This is a genomic window from Shewanella xiamenensis (assembly GCF_024971755.1).
In the GTDB taxonomy this organism is placed as follows: domain Bacteria; phylum Pseudomonadota; class Gammaproteobacteria; order Enterobacterales; family Shewanellaceae; genus Shewanella; species Shewanella xiamenensis.
Genome location: NZ_CP079717.1, coordinates 37,656 through 56,632 on the forward strand (window position 1 = coordinate 37,656; position 18,977 = coordinate 56,632).

Consider the following 18,977-nt stretch of genomic DNA (forward strand, 5'->3'; position numbering starts at 1 on the left):
GAAGAAAGCTACACTGCCTAAGGCAAACCCAACAATTGAGCCCAACAACGCATTTTCGCATCCTATTAAGTCGTGGAAGGTAAACCCGCACAGGATTGAAGCCACGATATAAAGACCTAAAAATACTGCCTTGTACATGAACACCTCAAAAGATTTATCTGAATTATTTCGCGTTGAACTATGTTCGTTTACCGATGTTGAGTGTTGCCATAATTAAACTTGCAAATACAAACCATAGTGCCGCTTGGTGTTGGTCAAATACTGTTGACAAGATTATCGCCGTTCCTAGTAATAGGATGTTTAAGAGCATAACTTTTATACTTTTCATAGGAGCTCCTTAATGCAACCATTTAAATAATTTGGCGGAATGATACTACAGCACTTAAGTCGCTCTCTTTCCAGTAGATTTTCACTAAAATAACGCCGCGAAGGGAGTTTAATAGTGTAGTAGAGGAATAAGGGGTGACTAGGATCACCCCAAGGATACAAATTACTATCCAGCATAGTTAAAGAACTTTAAAACTGTTGATCAACCTTTGCTCTCAGTTCAGATGCAATGGCTTTTACTTGCGCTTCCTTGTCCTTCGGAATAGTAGAACCATTCAGCGATGAATCCCAAAAGCTTATAACCCCTTCTTCATCTTCATCGTATTCACGGTTACTTAAAGCTTCTTGTTCTCGATGCTTAATCTCTATTGCTTGCTTAATAGCCAACTCACGAGGCACTTTCTTTAGTGCGATTAATTTAGCGGATTCTATTGTAATTGAATCGACATCTTCATCGCGAGCTTCATGCTCTGCGTTTTCAACTTCCAAATCCGAACCAATACTCATACCTTACCTCGACTTAAAAGATGAGAGACAAAATGCCCCCGATAAAGAGATATACCGCGCTGATTATTGATTAGCAACCATTTGAAAAAATTTTACCCTAAAATCCATCGTTTATAATGTAAAAACCCACCAGCCTTAAAAAACAAGCTAGTGGGTTTTAGTTGATTTGTTTGGGTTATTAATTGAAATTAATCAAAAATATAATGTTTTTCTTCACCGACCACATCTTCAACTGCCGGCAGGTCGTGCACATTAACGGCCAATTGAAGGATTCTAGCTGACTCAGCATCACCTCGATAAGCAGGTGTGAAACCAAGCGAAAGCCAAAATGGTAATGTATCACCGGAGCCAAGAGCCACGCTCTTGAGCCTTATCACTTGAACATCAGTTGACAAATTTGAAAGTAAATCTCTAACCAATGATTTACCAACACCTTTGCCCCGATGACTCGGTGGCACGTAAAGCATGTGGATCAAACAACGACCACCATCATTATCTACATCGATATACGGCACTGTAGAAAAGATGTCTTCGTACCCGATTTCATTACTATCGACTACCGGAAGATCAATTATCATAGTTTAATTCTAAAGGCAGAAACGATCCCCATAGGGTATGTTTCTGCCCTATGGGTTGCTGTTTGCGATTGAAACCAGTTAATTAGATTGGCTAGTTTGGTCCAATAAATTAAAGGCTGTCTAAGATAGCCCGAGCTTGCTCAATAGCGACTCGCATTGAATATTGCTCAGTTTCTCTCACTTCAAATGCTACACACTCTCGATTGTTTCGAATAATATGCATATATTTTTTCTGCTCACGAATACCGTAACTAACAACGTTTAGTGATGATTTCTCACCTCTCCATTGTGTGTGTATACGCGTAATTGGTGCGCCTTTAGCGAGTTGAGCTAACGCATAATGAATGCCATGCGGCAAAGTATTGATAACCATTACTTGCCTCCTTGTAATTCACTAATATTTTTTGCTTTTGCTCGTTGATATTGGTTCATGTGTGTTCTCCATTGTCACAGAGACACACTGAACCTGGCAGGGTTAGTATGTCCCTGCAGGGTAGATTTTTATGTGGATTACTGATTTATTAACTTAAACAAGCGTACACTTCGTAACCATCTCCAAAACGCGATGGAATAATACCGAAGTCTTTCACGCTTGCATTGTTAATGGCTTTAAATGTCCCACTTACCAATGTTTGATAAGCTTTCGACTTCATTGCCTTAGACTCGCTTTCGTACGCCTTACCGCTCGATGTCACACCAACATAATGAATTTTGGAATTGGGATTCTCAATGTTGTGCAGTTGCATGCGGAGCCAAGCACTAGCGGCCGATTTTGGATTGTTATATCCAGTGCCGATGATAGTTCTTGGTTTGACAGTTCCCTCAAGCAGACCTTTTAAATCAGCTAAATGAGTTTCGATTTTTGATTGCATAGTGCTCTCCAGATATTAAAGGGATCACACCTCCTAATGGAGAAGTGATCCCATTAGGATGGTTTAATTGTTCAACTATGAAAGGCGAAAACGCCCGTTATCGTTGACAAAATGGTGACTCAATAACAACTTTCGCACTAAGCCCGGCCAATCAATATTTAAACTCGTTTGAGTATAAACATTGGATATTAGCGATAAGATTTCGTGCTCACTCCATGAACTGCATTGCATCACGCGTCTAAGCGTTGCTAAGAGCTCTTGAGCTAAGTCACTCTCAATCATTGACACGTACTGTTCAAAACTGCTTACAGCATTAATCTTGGGGTCCTTCCGGAATAACAACAATTTTTCATGCATGATGCGAACAAGCGGCGTTCTACTTTGTTTATAAGTAGATGAATTGCTTACTACGTTATGCTGAATTTTGATTATTTCGTCGACCAAAGGATCAGGAGCTAGCGCTTCTGTTATCGAAGACCAGTTGATATAGACCCCTTTCCGTCGGTGATTACCCATTAATACTGCGTAATGACCACCGGCGAGGGTAGCGTCCGAGATATTATGCAACGCCAGTTTCAGCGCAGCTCTAAAATCATCATCAGACAACCGGCTCATATCATGTTTATGCTCGTTACCCCACATATGACCGCTATACTGGATCATGCTGCCGTATGGGGGATGGAAAAAGACTAAATTAGCCTTTTCACCTACGGTAGAACATAAGTCATCGACTAGCAGATTAAACCCACTATGCAGATCGGTGCCAAAGAAGCGCACACCTTTCGATGCAGCAACCTCTTGCGAGGTTCCGCCACCGACAGCAGGATCTACGATCAAGCCACCAGCAGGCAGATAATTGTCGATCAAATCAGCAACGATATGACCTGAACAATTTCCGCGATACTTGTTGTCACCAAAAGGACCACGATCAGGATATGACGCTATAGAACTCGTAAACATAACCTAGTCCCTCATAATTCGTTAAAAAATGAAACCGTTATGAAAATCTCAGCTCGGTACATCTCTTTGCTTAACGCCGTGGTCCAGATTATGTCTCCTTCACAATAGGTCACTAGCTCCAGTGTTGAATCATTCCGCCACACACAATGCAGTTCGTTTTCAAAAGCTAGTCGAGTCCAATTTTGGTCTTCTTCAATTAGCGTTTTTTCAAACTGATACAAAGTTTGCGGCGTTAATTCGCGTACCAATAAACAACCGGTACTTGTTGTTTCAACCTTGTGCAATTGGCTAGGAGCGCTAGCAAACCAATATGCATCATCAATACCATCGGTATAGATAAAACGTTCTGGAAAATTGCTATCGTTATCAAACCCGATAACTTGCTTAGGCTTTCTAATGAACACATTATAAATATTGGTTAAAGTAACAAAGTCACCGACCTTAAAATCACAAGGTATTAGTGACTCTGACGCAATCTCTGCTTTAAATTGTTCATACTTCAATTGTTTGTTGATTTGATGTTGAGATAACATGATGTGTCCTCCAAAGACATTGAAGGCACAACCTCCCAATGGGAAGTTATGCCCATTGGGGTAGTTACAAGAATTAAGCGACCAAACGCATCTTATTTAGTGTTGTGGCGTGACGCTGAACGTCCGCAATAAAATCAACCATAAGCTGATTACCGCTTTCATTAAACGATCTTTTCCACGACTCCCACGAAGCTAAGTTGGTGCTACTATTGTGAAGAGAAAACGTCTCGTTTTGAGACCAAGGCGAGCCTAACAATCGATCCATCCTATCTACCAGCATTGGTAATGACGTACACGATTTAATGTTAAACGGCGGCTCTTTAATCAAACTAAAAGCCATCGCCTTAGGGATACTATTAAGTTTGTCGTCTACAGCGTGATAAAACCGCCCTTCAGACCAGTTTTCGACATGTACCGGGTCTATTCCCTCGTAAAGAGGAATAAGGCAAGTACCGCCATCTCTAAGTATCCAAATATACTCTCTATTTGGCGTTTCAATTTCCGCCCGTTTAAGCAAAATCTCATCACTTTCAAGATCGCCTCTATGAGTTAAAGGCCAACCATGCAGTTTAGATTCTTGTTGGATTTTTGAATAGATAACATGTGCATTTATCATGTGTCGCTCCATTAAAAATTAAAGGACACACCGACCCTATAGGGTGATATGCCCTACGGGGTTAGTTGTGAATTTTAAAATGCTTATCTTCTATCAGTAAGACCGTCTTTCCATTCACATGAGAAAGAAGGGTTCTCTTACCCACATACTCATGCCTGATATCTGCCCAACATTCGAGGTCATCCCTTTCTGTCTTCCATACGCCCGTGGACGGTATTTTTTCAAACTGTTCAACAGTGAATGATGGAAGGGGGACTTCAAAGCGCATTTGCGACTTTTTGTGGACCAAAATGCCGGCTGGCGTAAGTAAGGACTCGTCGCCTTCATTATGAAAGCTGCGGTACCCAAACCCATCGCCTGTATGCGCCATTAATTGAGCATCCAATGACTGAATATGAAGTGGCTTTAGTTTGATAAGTTGATTCATAGTGTGTCGCTCCATTAAAAATTAAAGGACACACCGACCCTATAGGGTGATATGCCCTACAGGGGTTAGATTGTTATTGTTTAACTATCAATAATGTGAGTAGATTGTAATGAGTTCACACTCAGTACCTCGATTTCATTGTGGCAGGGCTAACAAGCTTATTCATTTGAACAATAACGCTATCGTGTTTTACCACTTTGGCCTTATCGATTCTGGATAGTGTGTTTCGCCCGCTCCAAACGAGAGCGGTTTCTTGCTTGACGCAATCACGTATATTTCGTTTGTTGCTTCTGCCTTGAGTAACCAGATGTTCTCGGCAATGAAAATCCTCTACTGCCAACAGGAAAGCGATGTCACCTAATGCGACATCTAACTTACTCTGTAATTTTTGTTCGTTTACCACCTTTTTACCGATGTAATACGCAGCAATTGACGGCACCGCAGCAGTTAGAATATTTCCTAACGCCTTGATCAACTCCATCATAAGGAGATTATCTATTACAATGTTTTGCATAATAGCTTCCTTAAAGTTGTTGTATGACAATCGGGGTGATGGATTTACAGCAACAAGGCAGAATTTCATCTTCATCCAACATTGCTATCGGAGATTGAATGAGACTGACTTTGCCGCTGATTAGTTTCGATTTACATTGACCACAGAAACCACTTTTGCAATCAAATTTTAATTTGTTGGTGAGGGTTCTTAGTTCAATGTTTTCTTCGATTTTTAATGCCGATTCGCTTAGTGGCGCAACAAGATAATTCTCATTATGCACCACGCCGAAAACATCAAAGTCTTCTATCGTTGCTAATCGGTATTCTGACGGGCTTACAAACAAGATTGGTGAGTCAGTAAAATGTTTGCCACCTTTTGAGATAAATCCATAAAGGATCTCAATGGCAGGTTTGCCAAACGCTTCACTTAACAAACCTAACGTGTGATTTTTGTAAACGACCGCTTGTTTGTGGTTAAACATGATATTTGTCCTCCAGAGACGTATTTGGAAGACATCATTCCCAAAGGGAATTAATTTCTCCCAATGGGTAGGTTGTATTTATGGTTTAAAATGTGTCATCTAAATGGTCGAGCCAAATTTCGAATCTTCTATCCATAATTTCTATTAATAGATAACTCATGAAATTGAACCGATAAGTGAAACTATCTGTAAAATAAAACCGAGAAAAATCGATTTCATTTTCTTCTTGATAAATCATTGTTTTGATGTCATCAAAAACTTTGTTATCTTCGATATTAAGATTGTCCAAAGCTATGAATACCAAGGTTTCTAAATCATGCTGGTACATGAATTCTTCATTATATACTTTGTCTTCATCAAATGGGTATTCACATTTATGACACTCATCTCGGTCACAACTATGAAATCCACAGTGTTCACAATCTAAAGTATAATGTTGATTGACACTTCCACTATGACAAGCCTCGAAATCACGTCTGGATGCATCTTTTCCACAATTCGGACATTTTTCTTGGCATCTATATCCATCATGGTCTACAACATGTTCCATAATGAAATAATGGTTGTATTGTGCTTTATCAAAAGGTTCAAAACCTAAATAAGTAGAGTTGCTCATAATGTGTCCTTCCAAATAAGTAGTTAAACCCATCGAAAAGACAAAGTTCCCCAAAGGGAAAAGTATCTCCCAATGGGTAGGTTGTTAGCCAAATGGCTCTCACATCATCAATATCGCTTTGATATTGATATATGCCGGTCACTATTGTCATTGCTGAAAATAGCCGCTCTCGTTTCCCATGGTGAGCTTACATGCGTTTATATAATCAAATGATCCAAAGCCAAATGAGGCTTAAAGATTAGATGAGTAGGGATAAACGTTTGAGGAACTTCACAAACCTAAATCGACTCTCGAATCGACTTGGGTTTATGAGGCGGCGATCTTGCGAGTCGCCGCCTCTCCACAGTTTCAAATTTCAGCTATTATTCCTTTATCGCTTATGAGTAATTTTTCTCTGGCCCACGTTGTCAATCGTTCAATTCTGGTATCGCTATCAAGCTGTGAAATGTCATTCCCTACTTTAAATGAGCGCGTTAAATTAGAACTGATCGTCAATATGCATGAGTTGGTGTCAAATATACCCTGCACGAATTCTGAATTTGCCATGATAATTTTCTCCACAATAAAAATTTAAGTAAGGTTATCCATCGCAAAAGGCACTGGATTAATGCCTTTTGTGATGGATAACCCTATTACCTAGCCCCTACAAAGGGACTAGGTAACAGAGATAATCATCAGGCTACATAGCCTGGGATTAGCGTAGGATCTGCATTAAACACATCCAACCAATCTTCTTTTTCTGTGTTAAGAAACTCAGGATAATAAATCTGGCATTTAATCCCTCGCCCCTTCAATTTCGCCTTCAACTTTTCTGCCGAAGACAGTCCTGCACCACTTGGCTCTCTATCTGCCCAAATACCGACATGTGTTATGTCAGAATCCGGTTCAAATAATGCAAGTACGGTGTCACTATATAACGACCAGCATGGCAATCGGTTGGCATTGTAGAGCGCGAGCGCTGTTTCAATCCCCTCGGTTACACCAATGTATTTTCCTCCACCTGTAAGCAGCATCGGCTCCCCTAAACGAAATGATCCACCACCCATGTAATCAGGAGGGCTCATTAACTTTTTAGGATTGCTGACTTCAGCTTTGCCGCTGCCATCGGGTTTCAAATAGATACGATGAATCGTTAAATTGCTGCCGTTCTTACTTTTAAAGATTCCAAGTAAGGCAGGAAATTTGCCGATAAACGCTTTAGTTTCTGTACAGTAATAATCAAGCCCCGGGTGGAAACCCAATGAGTGAGAAAAACAATGAATATCTTCAGTGGTCAAAGTTAACCCTCGACTCTTGAAGTAATTCATTGCAATTGCTGAACGATGAGCAGGTATAGCCTCGTGGTATACTTTCTGCAACGCCATTAATCGCTTGTCTTTTTCCTCTTTACTGCAATATTCAGAACGTTGTGCATTTTCTCTGGTAAGTTGAACTGATACTTCTTTCGAACTGATGCAATGGTAGTCGCCTCCCGTGATTTGCAATACTTCATCTGCAGCTTCTCGAATAGAGCAGTTAAGATAAAATGCAATAACATTCAATCCGTCAGTTAGTTTTCCAACTTGATTGTGAAATGCTTGTCCTGTTTCTTCCCAACCTTTAACCAGACGAAACACAGTGTTCCCATTGCCTGATTGTGGGCATGGCACTTGCGCAGGATATCGATCAACAGCGAATTTTAAACCACTGAAACGTTCGAATATATTGCGCCAGCCACCATGTTGTTGAACAAGTACTTTTACTTTTTTGATTTTAGATTGAGTGGGTTGATACATATTTTTCTCCTAATTTTGTCTACGGAAACCCCAAAATCCCCTCGCAAGAAGAAACTTCGGTGGTTTCCGCAAGCAAATTGATAAGCACGCCGTTAAGACGTGCTTGTTGTTACCGTTTTAGAAGAGGGATCATTATCCATGAGGCCCCTATTAGTACCTTTTTGCCGTTACGAACTTCGTAAACGGCAATACACCCACTCGCTCTTTTTTCTGTGATTAGCTTTTCCATAGTGTGCCCTCCAAGGCATTTTGTGGGAGCACACTAATCCCCAAGGGGAAAAGTAGACCCCCTTGGGTTGATAAATCTGTTTTACGCTAATTAAAAGCGTGTTTTAGTCCTTTGGTTAACGCATTAACCAGTTCGTCAGTTGAATGAATCACCTGAAAGTCTGATTCTGAAAATCCACTAACGCTGGATTTGATGCCAATTCCAAACACTTTTACACCTAACGCCAATGCGTCTGCAATCGCTTCCTCGGTCTGAGACTGACTGTTTGGATCACCATCGGTAATCACGAACAGTAGCTTTCTTGGTTCCGATCTCGTCAATAAGTACGATACTGCGGTTGTGATCGCTTCTGCGGTCGGTGTTCCCAAATCAGAATTCATATTGAATGCTGCTTGGCTTGTTTTCTCTCCAAATGGTTTTACTACTGCAACCTTATATCCACTACTCGAATTATCGAGCACTGGATAATACCCAACCATGGATTCAACCCCGTGAATACCATCTAAAGCTGTGCTTAGTGAGTAAGCAACGCTGTTGGCCATGATCATGTCGGCTTCAGTCATCGAGCCTGACTTGTCGACCATTAAAGCAATGGCCGCGTTCGGAGAACGATGGATGGTTTCACTATCAAAAACTTTGGAATTGCCTACGCCCACACTCGCTAGACGAGATGAACTTATGCTTTTACCTCTGTTTTTGTATGAATGATTGACGTAGTTTTGGTCGTGAAAAATCCGTTTTAATGGATTTTTAATCTTTGCGATTAATCCTCGACAGTTTTCACTAATGTAACGCCTGTCCGATAGATTAATTTGATGGTTTCTTTTGCTGATAGGCAACGCAAAAAATCCTCCACCATCTAGATTATCTTTGACCATTTCATCAATAGCCGCGGCTAACTTCTCATGAAAATCATCGTCAAAATCTTCAATTTCTTGAAGCATGGTTAAGACTTTCTCAGTTAATGCAGCTTCTTGAGTACCATTGAGAGTTTGTTGAGAACCTTTGCCATTTCCGTTAGCATCATCTGAATCGCTTGAGTTACCCTCGCTATCATCCGAGCCATTAGCATCGTCTGAATCGCTTGACTCACCGTCGCTATCATCAGAGCCATTAGCATCGTCTGAATCGCTTGAGTCACCGTCGCTATCATCAGAGCCATCGGCATCGTCTGAATCGCTTGAGTGACCTTCGCTATCATCCGAGCCATTAGCATCGTCTGAATCGCTTGAGTCACCGTCGCTATCATCAGAGCCATTAGCATCGTCTGAATCGCTTGAGTTACCTTCGCTATCATCGGTCTCGTCGTTCGGTTCTTGTTGTTGATCTTTTACCCATTCAATTAGCAATTCATATATTGATTCAGCGGCTTTAAAACACTGCTCAGTGCTTGTTAAGCCATCTAATATAGAGCCGTCTAAGAGTGAATGAAGATCGCTATAAAATTGCTCTCCAAACTTAGCCAACACCGCTGAATCAGCTTGAATAAACAAGTCGGTTACGGGTTGTTCTAAGTAACAACGTCCCTTCATCAATACCCATGCGTGTAATAGACTAGGTACTGGTGTATCTTCAGGTATCGGTGGAAACAAACCTTTTACTTTGCAAAGCTCTACAAGCTTACGCAATGTGGTTTTGGTGCCGCGAAAGTCTGCCATTAAACGCTTTTCTTGATGAACATCATCAAGGGCGTTAAGCAGACTTTGAAGATACGGCGATGTTTGGGACGCAAGCTCATACCAGTTTAAGTCGGTGTAGTTTTCATGCCCAAGCTCGTGATCGCAAAACCCCAGAGACATAGTGATAAAATCATCATCACTAAAATCACCCGCAGGTAAATTAATCAGACCTGGAACATAGTAAGCATGATTCCCGGAAAACTGGATAGTTAGATCGTTATTGGTTGTAAGCACTCTACTGATATTATTGTATTTCCTCAGTAGTTTTGCTTTAGTTTGTGTAGCCATCGGTGTGTCCTCCAAGAGACTTGAAAGGAGCACACCGATCCCCCAATGGGACAGATGTACTCCCATTGGGGTTTAAAATCCAAGACCAAAGCTAAAATCATCTTGCTCTTGATCTAGATTTGCTACTCCAAATGAATTATCTACTGAAATTTCAGCAGACAATGGATCTGGATTTTGTTCAGGTTCGGATTCAAACACTGTTAGATCTTCATCTAAACTGGTTGAAACTGTCTCCCCTAATACGCCAAAATCATCAACGATTACTTCAGGCTCCTCTTCTAACAGAAACTCATTAGAAGCATGATTCTTCAGCATGTCTGGATTTGACATAACCAACGTCCAACGCGCTAAGTTCGCCAAATTAGCACCTTCAATCCAGCCAGCTTTCGGCATGGAATCTAGCACTTCATTCGTTTGCGCTACCACTTTTTCGATATTGCTATCGAGAAATGATAAGCCTTGCAACTTAGAAATTAAGCGTTGAAACGAATCTTTGATCCGTCTGTTAGCTTTGGTTCGGGCAACTTTTCGACCTGATGCGTCAGCAACAAAGAATGAGCGATCATAAATATCGCTAGCCATCTTTGAGACTTCTTCATAAAGATTGCCTAGTATGTCCTCTGCAAGTTCTTCAGCTGATTCAGTGTCACCGTCAGCAATCAACGGATTAAATGCTACCGGGGGCAACATCTTCATTTTGAATCGACCGCCAAACTCATTTCTGTCTAACGTGTAACGTCGCATAATATCTGCAACATCCAAGTTAGACATTTGCCAATCACTTACGAGGCTATCGTAATTATCAAGCATGTCATCAAGCGAGAGCTTCCATTCAGCTTCGATTGCCATGATCTCGCTTTGGAGCTCAGCTAACCGCGCCAAAGGCACGATTGTCATGTCCCCCCAGCGAACACCGTAAGCATTCAAAGTACGACTGATAGCTTGTTTCGCTTTACTTACGAAATTCAGTGGTTCTTTTGGGAACCAACGGATTTTAGCTCCTTTAATAGAGTCCGAATCCTCAAGTTTGCCATCGAGCTCCACTTTTACCTTCGGAAGTGCTTTCTCACCACAAGCGGCGAGTGTAATGACGTTTACCACGCACACTCCTTCTTCTAGTTGCGTTAAACGCGAGCAGATTTCGGTTGTGGTGTTTAATGCTTGACTTGTTGATGTTGATGTTGATGTATCCATGATGTGTCCTCCTAGGACAAAAAAGGGATACATCTACCCATATGGGATAGAGTGTATCCCTTATGGGTTGGGTAATTTTAAAGTTTGATGAGAGAGCTATAAGCCAGAAGAGTACCGACTACATAGCCTTTACTTAATTTGGACTTGATTAACTTATCTCGTTTAGCGACGCCTGCTGGTACTGATAAATCAATGTCAGTTTCATACAGCGCCCATTGGTCTAGGGTTTGTTCATTTTTGAACATAACAACCACCTTGTCGCTTGCACTGCCAGTATATGAGCTTATCGCCCATTTCTTTCCGCAGAGCTGTTGATACAAAGTGAAGTTTAAATTTGTATGTTCCACTGTCAGCAATGTGGTTCTATAGTTAGCAAATTTCAATTCAATGTTGCCATCTATATTTTCGCTTACTAAGTGTCTATAACTCTTAGTGATCCCAGCCGGTGTATGGCTGTTACCATCACGAATAGATACCACTATGGGCTTACCTTCTCGCACAATACCTACAACAACAAACCCATCATCTTTAGAGCGTGCGAACCAACGTGATCCGTCGCCCCAATTCTCAGAGTTTTCATTAAACGCCTCAAACACTAAGCCAGAAGGCAAAGTGTTCAAGTCGATACTTGCTGCAGGTACTATTACTTTTTTGCAAGAATTTCTTTCAATGGTTTATTGATGTCATCGCCAAATATTTTATTCACAATCTCATTAGCAATTTCAGCGTCATCGGCAGGAACCGACTTTAAAAACACTGAATCAAGAGATTGTTTTAAAGTGCGAAACGCTCCAAAAGCTTGGATATAGTAAACCCAAGCAACCAGCACACGAGTTGAAAATATACACTGAATAGGATCACTCACATCACCATCTCGCTTTGTGCCTAAAGCGGCATCACGAAATGCATTTGCCAACTTAATGGCGTCATTGCGTAGATGAAGCGGTAATCTAGGTGCAAACTTTTCAAGGATCTTTGACTCTTGAACTATGTTTGGATAATGCGTTTCAAGCCACATAAAGCGGCTCAAAAATGCACTATCCATCTGGTTTGATGTTATATAGCGTTCATCATGACCAGACCCATAGGTGTTTGCTGTGCCAACACAAAAACATTGAGGATGTTTTTGTATCGTTTCTTTGAACATTTCCAATGGCCATGGCTTTCCTTCAACAAGCAAATGCATTGCTGAAGTTAGTTCACCACTGGCTTTATCGAATTCGTCCAACAACAAGATCCCACCATTGAGGTAAGCCTTGGCTGCTGGGCCGTATTCTTTACGTGTGACCGTTTGGCCTTTTTCCACATCAAGCACATAGCTCCCCTCCAGATCTTGTGGATTCATGCGAGCATGAATTTTTACGATATAGATAGGGAGATTAAGCTTGTCTGCTAAGTACATGACCAATTCGGTTTTACCCGTCCCGGTGTGTCCTTGCAGACCTAAACTTAGCAATTGCTGCGGTGCCATAAGCCAAACCAACGCAAGTTTTGCCGTTTCCTCATCAGGCACATACATCGAATTCGATGCTATGCAATCAGGGTGACGATGCTTGCGGCGTTTTAACATTGCGGTGCTGCCTTGCTCGAATAACTCAGGGAAAATCGCTTGTGCTGCCACCTGCTCCATTTCTGAGTAATCGACTACGTTGTTTGATGTTGTGTTTAATTGTGTTACTGACATAAGTGCGTCCTCCAGGACTAAGTAAAAAGGCGCACTTATCCCCAATGGGAAATAAATGCGCCCATTGGGTGTTGGTTAAGCTTTATTAATTGAGACAGCGAATAGACTAACCATCTCGTTACGGCCGTAGCCTGCGAGATACAAATCGTCCATGAGTTCACCAATCTGCTTTAGTAGAGTAGTGAGTTCATATTGGCCATCACAATGTTGAAGTAAAATTTTGAACAAATTTTGTTCTACCACTTTTACACCAATTTTCTCTTTGAATTCCACAGCAAAAAAATCTACCCAGTGAGTAAACTCAGCAAGTAAGTCAAATTCTACTTGCTTGCCGTACCGGGACATTATCTGCCTGATCTCATACCGAATTACGGATGGATCTAGGTGCATCAAACGACAAATCTCAGCAAATTGCGGTGTAGATTGCCATAAAAGTTCTTCTTTAAAGAGGACGTTAGATGGCTCCGCATTACGTAAAACTTCTAAAGACCGCACCAACATCCCTTCTAAGAGAGTGTTGATTTCATCTTTAGTCCATTTGATGTGATAAAGGTTTTTTTTGGGTTCAAAGTGTGGGTCCATCATCATCATCAAACTGCATTTCTCGTTACCTCTAACCATCGAGGCTACAATGTCGCTGTCTAATTGGTGGTGAATGGTTTGTGGATCAGACCAAAATGGCTGACCATTTTGAGAAGTTGATCGGCGCATGGTGTATCCTCCGGGATCGCGAGAAAACACCAATCCCATTGCGGGGGTGTTTCCCGCATGGGTGTGGTAAATATTTAGATTAGTTAACTGAATTCATGAGTTGACTCATTTCTGAGTCTGTACGCGACAATAGGCGCGAAGTTTTAGCAAACTTTGCGTCAGCTCGTTTGGTATCGTGAATTTGTTTAAGTTTTTTTAATATCTTCTGCTTGCGTCTACGCAAGTAAGCGGCCTGAGAAGATAAAGTTTTTCGATTGTTCATGTGTTTCTCTCCAAATTTAGAGGAACACAAGCCCTTGAGGGAGTGTCCCTCAAGGGTAAGTTGTTTATAACTGTGTTATTTATTAGGTTGTTTGTTTTTATTTTGCCTGATGGCGAAACAACCTACTGCTACGAGCATTAAAGTCGCAACAGAAAAACCAGCTAATGAATACAAAATAAACGTTTCAGGTGACACTATGTAGTTACTCATAAGGATGTCCTTACCTTAGATTTTAGCATTTGATTCAATTTCGAGCAATTAACAGTGTTCAAGGCGACCCACCGTTATACTTATTCAGTAACCAAATCAGACCAAAATGCAAAACAATAAGGTTTCCCGCTAACACCACCATTATTGCACTTACCATTGGTGAAAAACTTTGGTAAACACCGAGCAACGCTACTCCAATATCTAGTAAATATGTTACCAAAATTGAAGATACCGCGTTACGGATGCCTCCTAACTTCCAACCATCAATAAGCGTTAATGCAAAATGGCTAAACATTAGCGACAATCCAAGTACAACCATCGAACAGTAACCTACCGTGACAACAGTAGAACTTGCAAGATTGTTAGTACCAAGGAAGAACAAGCCAATACCTAGAGTATTGAGACTATTAGTGTATTTTTTTTTCAAATTTTTCATGATTTCTCCTGATTAAAATGGCGAAACCATGCCCTAGTGGGAAAGATTTCCCACTAGGGTTGAAGTTAATTAATGACCGAAGCCACCTCCATTTTGGAAGCCGCCTTGCTGTTGAGCAGGTCGATTTTGGTAACTACCTTGCTGCGGTGCATATTGCTGTGGAGCATTCTGCGGTGCAGGTCGATTCTGGTAACCACCTTGCTGCGGTGCATATTGTTGTGGAGCATTCTGCGGTGCAGGTCGATTCTGGTAACCACCTTGCCGCGGTGCATTCTGCTGTGGAGCATTCTGCGGTGCAGGTCGATTCTGGTAACCACCTTGCCGCGGTGCATTCTGCGGTGCAGGTCGATTTTGGTAACCACCTTGCTGCGGTGCATGTTGCTGTGGAGCATTCTGCGGTGCAGGTTGATGTTGGTAACTACCTTGCTGTGGTGCATATTGCTGTTGCGGTGCATGTTGTTGCTGAGAAGCCTGTTTAGGGGAATACTCAGTAATTTCATTCACAACAATTCTTACGCCAAACTTTTTCTTACCACCTTGCGGTTGGTAATTGTTCGATGCCATAAACCCTGAAATCGTCATTTTATCGCCAACATTCGGGATAAAATTCAGTTTTGCAGGCAGGTAGGATTCCAAGAACAACGTGTCCTTTGTTTCCCACTGTCCATTAATCATTGAACCTTCGTTATATGCCAACGAGATCGCAGCGCCACCATTTTCCAACGGTTTAACTTGAGAAACATTGCCAGTAAAAACGATTGAGTTTTGACGAGTTGCTTGATTAGAGTTGTTCATAATAATGTGTCCTTCCAAATAAGTAGTTAAACCCAAAAGGAATGACAGATATCCCCAGTGGGAAAAGTGTCTCCCAATGGGTAGGTTGTTAGCCAAATGGCTCTCACATCACCAATATCGCTTTGATATTGATTAATGCCGGTCACTATTGTCATTGCTGAAAATAGCCGCTCTCGTTTCCCATGGTGAGCTTACATGCGTTTATATATTCAAATGATCCAAAGCCAAAAGAGGCTTAAAGATTAGATGAGTAGTGATAAACGATTGAGGAACTTCACAAACCTAAATCGACTCTCGAATCGACTTGGGTTTGTAATGTTTGAGTGGTGGTTTCCCACCACTCGCGGCTTTACCGCCGAAGACTTTAATCTTCGCCACCATTTTTATTCATAGTGATTAGCGCCCAGCCATAATCCATAACAATGGACGAACTAGAACTTTGTTGATAATCAACGCTGGGATCGCCATTAAAACCACTATAATAATTTCCATAAAAACCACCCTAATATTTTAGTTTGTTGACCTCATCAAATGCCCCTACCGCAAATAGGAATATTTGAAGAGGCCAACAAAAAGGGTTACCCAAACGGGTAATCCTTGGTGTTATTTAGCCTCAAGAACATCAAAATTGTTAACGTGCAGCAAACCAAAGGATTGGTTGAACGATAACGCGATTAATGATTAATGCAGGAATGATTAAAGTAGCGATGATTGCGATTTCCATAGTGTGTCCTCCGGGACGATAAAACCAAGAGAACACAATGATCCACAAGGGATGATGTGTCCCTTGGGGGGTGAGTTGCTTAATTGGGGTTAGATTGGGTTAAACGTGGTCTGATTTCGAGGAAAACTCGCACGTTTGTCATCAAATACCTCGAAAGATATTTAATCGCTAATGTTTCCCATGTTTAGCTGACATGCGCTTATATAAAATTTAAATAACTACCTAGAGGCAGAAATAAAATAATAGGGATAAACGATTGAGGAAACTTGAAAAAATACACATGCTAAAAGCACCTGTCTATATCGCTATCTTACATTGCGATATTGAGATGTCATTAGGTTGTGTACTGGGTTGAATAACCGAACATTGTCGGCTTTACAGCGGTTTGTAAACACATCTGTTTACGCTAGGGCGTTAACCCTTATTGTTGCTAAACTCACAGCTAGCGGTTGTATGTGGGGGGCGAACCCCAATTGTCATCATCTCTGATAGTAGTGAGCAAAAGGCAAACTACAGGTAAAAAGTACATCAAGTTTTTTGCAATTTCAATAACCATTCTAAAAAATTAGACGTTCATCATCAAATCTTCTTCAGAAAAACTTTCAGTTAAAAATTTACATGGGCTACCCGCCCAAGATAGATTCAGTCTGGTTTTAGCACGCGTCATGGCTACGTAAAGCAATCTTCTCTCTTCTTCAACGTTAACGTCATTAATTTTAACATTCGGCATTCTGTGGGGAATGTTATCTGCATCTAACCCCACCAGCCAAACACAATCCCACTCAAGCCCTTTGGAGCCATGGAATGACGTTAATACGACTTCATCATTGCTCATTGTTTTTTTCTTGCGCCGGCGACACATTTCTTCTATTGCTTCAACGCGGTTAGCAAGCGAACTGCCATTCATACTTATTAAAATATCACTGAAAAGCGAACTAAAGTCCTTCACGCTTTTTGACATAATCCCGCCAAACTGATTACTTACACGCTCAACCAGTTCTCTCATTTTATCCGTATCTGTAGTGGACGCTAAGTGCCAACTCTCTTGGCATAAGTGATACAACTTTTTTGTCATCTCAAGCCACTTTGCTGTATCTACATCACAATGACCAAAACCAAGCCCCTGTAAAGTGCTGTTAATCTCTAGAATGTTATCCTGTGATTCATTCAATAAAACCAGTATGGGCGTTAGATGTTCAGCACTGTTTACTTGTAGAATTGTCCCCATGAAATGTAAATAAATCCTTAAATTATCACTTTCCCAAATTGACGAACCATTCATACGGTTACATTCGATATCGTTCGACGTTAAGTAACTCTCTATCACATCGAGCTCTTTGTTTGTTCTCGCCAACACAGCCCTAGATCTGCCTATGTTCTCCAACAAACCTTCACATAAATGAATCATTTCCTCATCTGCCTCCACAAATGCGTGCAGATACACGTCTCCATCCTCTTTGGCGCCTGACAACATATTTTTCTCAATACGTTCTTTGTTGAAACTAACTAAATTCCCCGCCGCACTTAAAATCTCATTACCACATCGAAAACAGATGCTTAACGTATGATAATTAACGTCGAAGTCAGCTTGCAGCAATCTCATCCCGTCAACGCCCAATGAACCTCTGAAGCTGAAAATAGCTTGATCATCATCCCCAACTACGGTGAGCTTTGTGCCAGCTATCCCATGACATTTAATCCACTCATACTGCACTTTGTCGGTATCCTGATACTCATCAACAATCAGGTGAGTACAGCTGATTGGCTCTATGTCCCCCATCATCAACGCGCGAGTGATCTCAACGCACATGACATCCATTGGCCAATATTTTAACTTGGCCAACTGCTCTAGGTAGTATTGGTAAAAATCATCTATGCCTCGCGGAAAAACATAGCTGTAATCCACCTCGACTTCCTCATGGTGTGGCGTGGCGATGTATTCACTTAACAACCATTTACTGACTACCCGAAAAGGCACTGCCGTAATCTTAATTTTGGGCTCGCGGAACTCTTTCCCCGTTTTACTATGTGTGACAGTTTCTACTATATTAACCTCTTCAGAAATATCGAGTGCAACCCTATACGACTCTGCAATATGTGCTGTCACCCGATCTGCAGTATTGCCATTAATCAACTTTCTCCCTGAAAAATAGGGATGTCGTTGCGTCTGCTTCAAGATGAGAGAGTGAAATGTCGATATGTGTACCTGTTTACGCTGTAATCCCATCACTTTTTTCCCTATCCGGGATTTCATTTCCTCAGCCGCCGCTTTAGTGAATGTTAAAGCTAAGATTTTGTTCTCTGGTATTTGCACCAAATTTTCAATAAAGGAAATCATGGTAAAAGTTTTTCCCGCGCCAGGCAGCGCAACAATCAAATTGTGTTGATCGCTACTTTTTACAGCTCGTGCTTGCTCGTCACTTAAACCCACCGAAAAATCCTCAAATCCAGTTTCAGAATCGAGATAGTACCATCTGAAATAATGACGCTACCTTGGTTCAGCGACGAATTACTGCCCTGAATCAAAATCTAGGAGCCTCGGTATGCCGTAAACTGTCTCCAATGTTGTTCTTCTAC

At 41.3% G+C, this 18,977-nt stretch carries 20 protein-coding genes; all 20 read right to left on the reverse strand.

The window, feature by feature from the left end:
* Positions 1–516 precede the first annotated feature (516 nt).
* Positions 517–834 (reverse strand): hypothetical protein, encoded by a 318-nt coding sequence (locus tag KXJ80_RS00260; protein WP_259474381.1) that lies wholly within the window; start codon positions 832–834, stop codon positions 517–519.
* Positions 835–1,022: 188 nt separating this feature from the next.
* On the reverse strand, positions 1,023–1,412 hold the full coding sequence (locus KXJ80_RS00265) for a GNAT family N-acetyltransferase (protein ID WP_259474382.1): 390 nt from the start codon (positions 1,410–1,412) through the stop codon (positions 1,023–1,025).
* Between the two features lie 109 nt (positions 1,413–1,521).
* On the reverse strand, positions 1,522–1,785 hold the full coding sequence (locus KXJ80_RS00270) for a hypothetical protein (protein WP_259474383.1): 264 nt from the start codon (positions 1,783–1,785) through the stop codon (positions 1,522–1,524).
* 148 nt (positions 1,786–1,933) lie between these two features.
* The gene (locus tag KXJ80_RS00275) at positions 1,934–2,284 is read right to left on the reverse strand and encodes a hypothetical protein (protein ID WP_259474384.1); all 351 of its coding nucleotides are present in this window, start codon (positions 2,282–2,284) and stop codon (positions 1,934–1,936) included.
* 75 nt (positions 2,285–2,359) lie between these two features.
* Entirely contained in the window at positions 2,360–3,244 is an 885-nt protein-coding gene (locus KXJ80_RS00280; protein WP_259474385.1) for a DNA adenine modification methylase, read from the reverse strand.
* A gap of 11 nt (positions 3,245–3,255) precedes the next feature.
* The gene (locus KXJ80_RS00285) at positions 3,256–3,777 is read right to left on the reverse strand and encodes a hypothetical protein (protein WP_259474386.1); all 522 of its coding nucleotides are present in this window, start codon (positions 3,775–3,777) and stop codon (positions 3,256–3,258) included.
* Between the two features lie 73 nt (positions 3,778–3,850).
* Positions 3,851–4,393, reverse strand: coding sequence for a hypothetical protein (locus KXJ80_RS00290; protein ID WP_259474387.1), 543 nt, complete (start codon positions 4,391–4,393; stop codon positions 3,851–3,853).
* A 61-nt stretch (positions 4,394–4,454) separates the two neighbouring features.
* Positions 4,455–4,820 (reverse strand): hypothetical protein, encoded by a 366-nt coding sequence (locus KXJ80_RS00295; RefSeq protein WP_069455630.1) that lies wholly within the window; start codon positions 4,818–4,820, stop codon positions 4,455–4,457.
* Positions 4,821–4,941: 121 nt separating this feature from the next.
* Positions 4,942–5,334, reverse strand: coding sequence for a hypothetical protein (locus KXJ80_RS00300; RefSeq protein ID WP_069455631.1), 393 nt, complete (start codon positions 5,332–5,334; stop codon positions 4,942–4,944).
* A 10-nt stretch (positions 5,335–5,344) separates the two neighbouring features.
* Positions 5,345–5,797 (reverse strand): 2Fe-2S iron-sulfur cluster-binding protein, encoded by a 453-nt coding sequence (locus KXJ80_RS00305; protein WP_259474388.1) that lies wholly within the window; start codon positions 5,795–5,797, stop codon positions 5,345–5,347.
* 85 nt (positions 5,798–5,882) lie between these two features.
* On the reverse strand, positions 5,883–6,413 hold the full coding sequence (locus tag KXJ80_RS00310) for a hypothetical protein (protein WP_259474389.1): 531 nt from the start codon (positions 6,411–6,413) through the stop codon (positions 5,883–5,885).
* Between the two features lie 674 nt (positions 6,414–7,087).
* The gene (locus KXJ80_RS00315) at positions 7,088–8,188 is read right to left on the reverse strand and encodes a DUF7146 domain-containing protein (RefSeq protein ID WP_259474390.1); all 1,101 of its coding nucleotides are present in this window, start codon (positions 8,186–8,188) and stop codon (positions 7,088–7,090) included.
* A gap of 315 nt (positions 8,189–8,503) precedes the next feature.
* Positions 8,504–10,384: a VWA domain-containing protein gene (locus KXJ80_RS00320; RefSeq protein WP_259474391.1), complete on the reverse strand. Its 1,881-nt coding sequence runs from the start codon at positions 10,382–10,384 to the stop codon at positions 8,504–8,506.
* A gap of 72 nt (positions 10,385–10,456) precedes the next feature.
* Positions 10,457–11,578 (reverse strand): DUF3150 domain-containing protein, encoded by a 1,122-nt coding sequence (locus tag KXJ80_RS00325; RefSeq protein WP_259474392.1) that lies wholly within the window; start codon positions 11,576–11,578, stop codon positions 10,457–10,459.
* 77 nt (positions 11,579–11,655) lie between these two features.
* A complete protein-coding gene (locus KXJ80_RS00330; RefSeq protein ID WP_069455638.1) occupies positions 11,656–12,198 on the reverse strand; it encodes a hypothetical protein in 543 nt (180 codons plus the stop codon).
* A gap of 23 nt (positions 12,199–12,221) precedes the next feature.
* Positions 12,222–13,262 carry an AAA family ATPase gene (locus KXJ80_RS00335; protein WP_069455639.1) on the reverse strand — a complete coding sequence of 347 codons (1,041 nt, stop codon included), beginning with the start codon at positions 13,260–13,262 and terminating at the stop codon, positions 12,222–12,224.
* 75 nt (positions 13,263–13,337) lie between these two features.
* Positions 13,338–13,973 (reverse strand): hypothetical protein, encoded by a 636-nt coding sequence (locus KXJ80_RS00340; RefSeq protein ID WP_259474393.1) that lies wholly within the window; start codon positions 13,971–13,973, stop codon positions 13,338–13,340.
* Positions 13,974–14,503: 530 nt separating this feature from the next.
* A complete protein-coding gene (locus KXJ80_RS00345; RefSeq protein ID WP_259474394.1) occupies positions 14,504–14,881 on the reverse strand; it encodes a hypothetical protein in 378 nt (125 codons plus the stop codon).
* 69 nt (positions 14,882–14,950) lie between these two features.
* Positions 14,951–15,676 carry a hypothetical protein gene (locus KXJ80_RS00350; RefSeq protein ID WP_259474395.1) on the reverse strand — a complete coding sequence of 242 codons (726 nt, stop codon included), beginning with the start codon at positions 15,674–15,676 and terminating at the stop codon, positions 14,951–14,953.
* A gap of 1,289 nt (positions 15,677–16,965) precedes the next feature.
* A complete protein-coding gene (locus KXJ80_RS00355) occupies positions 16,966–18,831 on the reverse strand; it encodes an ATP-dependent helicase (protein ID WP_259474396.1) in 1,866 nt (621 codons plus the stop codon).
* Positions 18,832–18,977 lie beyond the last annotated feature (146 nt).

Bases quoted from the DNA above. Each gene is read 5' to 3' on its own strand.
- KXJ80_RS00260 (WP_259474381.1), bottom strand. From the start codon at position 834: ATGAGTATTGGTTCGGATTTGGAAGTTGAAAACGCAGAGCATGAAGCT.
- KXJ80_RS00265 (WP_259474382.1), bottom strand. From the start codon at position 1,412: ATGATAATTGATCTTCCGGTAGTCGATAGTAATGAAATCGGGTACGAA.
- KXJ80_RS00270 (WP_259474383.1), bottom strand. From the start codon at position 1,785: ATGGTTATCAATACTTTGCCGCATGGCATTCATTATGCGTTAGCTCAA.
- KXJ80_RS00275 (WP_259474384.1), bottom strand. From the start codon at position 2,284: ATGCAATCAAAAATCGAAACTCATTTAGCTGATTTAAAAGGTCTGCTT.
- KXJ80_RS00280 (WP_259474385.1), bottom strand. From the start codon at position 3,244: ATGTTTACGAGTTCTATAGCGTCATATCCTGATCGTGGTCCTTTTGGT.
- KXJ80_RS00285 (WP_259474386.1), bottom strand. From the start codon at position 3,777: ATGTTATCTCAACATCAAATCAACAAACAATTGAAGTATGAACAATTT.
- KXJ80_RS00290 (WP_259474387.1), bottom strand. From the start codon at position 4,393: ATGATAAATGCACATGTTATCTATTCAAAAATCCAACAAGAATCTAAA.
- KXJ80_RS00295 (WP_069455630.1), bottom strand. From the start codon at position 4,820: ATGAATCAACTTATCAAACTAAAGCCACTTCATATTCAGTCATTGGAT.
- KXJ80_RS00300 (WP_069455631.1), bottom strand. From the start codon at position 5,334: ATGCAAAACATTGTAATAGATAATCTCCTTATGATGGAGTTGATCAAG.
- KXJ80_RS00305 (WP_259474388.1), bottom strand. From the start codon at position 5,797: ATGTTTAACCACAAACAAGCGGTCGTTTACAAAAATCACACGTTAGGT.
- KXJ80_RS00310 (WP_259474389.1), bottom strand. From the start codon at position 6,413: ATGAGCAACTCTACTTATTTAGGTTTTGAACCTTTTGATAAAGCACAA.
- KXJ80_RS00315 (WP_259474390.1), bottom strand. From the start codon at position 8,188: ATGTATCAACCCACTCAATCTAAAATCAAAAAAGTAAAAGTACTTGTT.
- KXJ80_RS00320 (WP_259474391.1), bottom strand. From the start codon at position 10,384: ATGGCTACACAAACTAAAGCAAAACTACTGAGGAAATACAATAATATC.
- KXJ80_RS00325 (WP_259474392.1), bottom strand. From the start codon at position 11,578: ATGGATACATCAACATCAACATCAACAAGTCAAGCATTAAACACCACA.
- KXJ80_RS00335 (WP_069455639.1), bottom strand. From the start codon at position 13,262: ATGTCAGTAACACAATTAAACACAACATCAAACAACGTAGTCGATTAC.
- KXJ80_RS00340 (WP_259474393.1), bottom strand. From the start codon at position 13,973: ATGCGCCGATCAACTTCTCAAAATGGTCAGCCATTTTGGTCTGATCCA.
- KXJ80_RS00345 (WP_259474394.1), bottom strand. From the start codon at position 14,881: ATGAAAAATTTGAAAAAAAAATACACTAATAGTCTCAATACTCTAGGT.
- KXJ80_RS00350 (WP_259474395.1), bottom strand. From the start codon at position 15,676: ATGAACAACTCTAATCAAGCAACTCGTCAAAACTCAATCGTTTTTACT.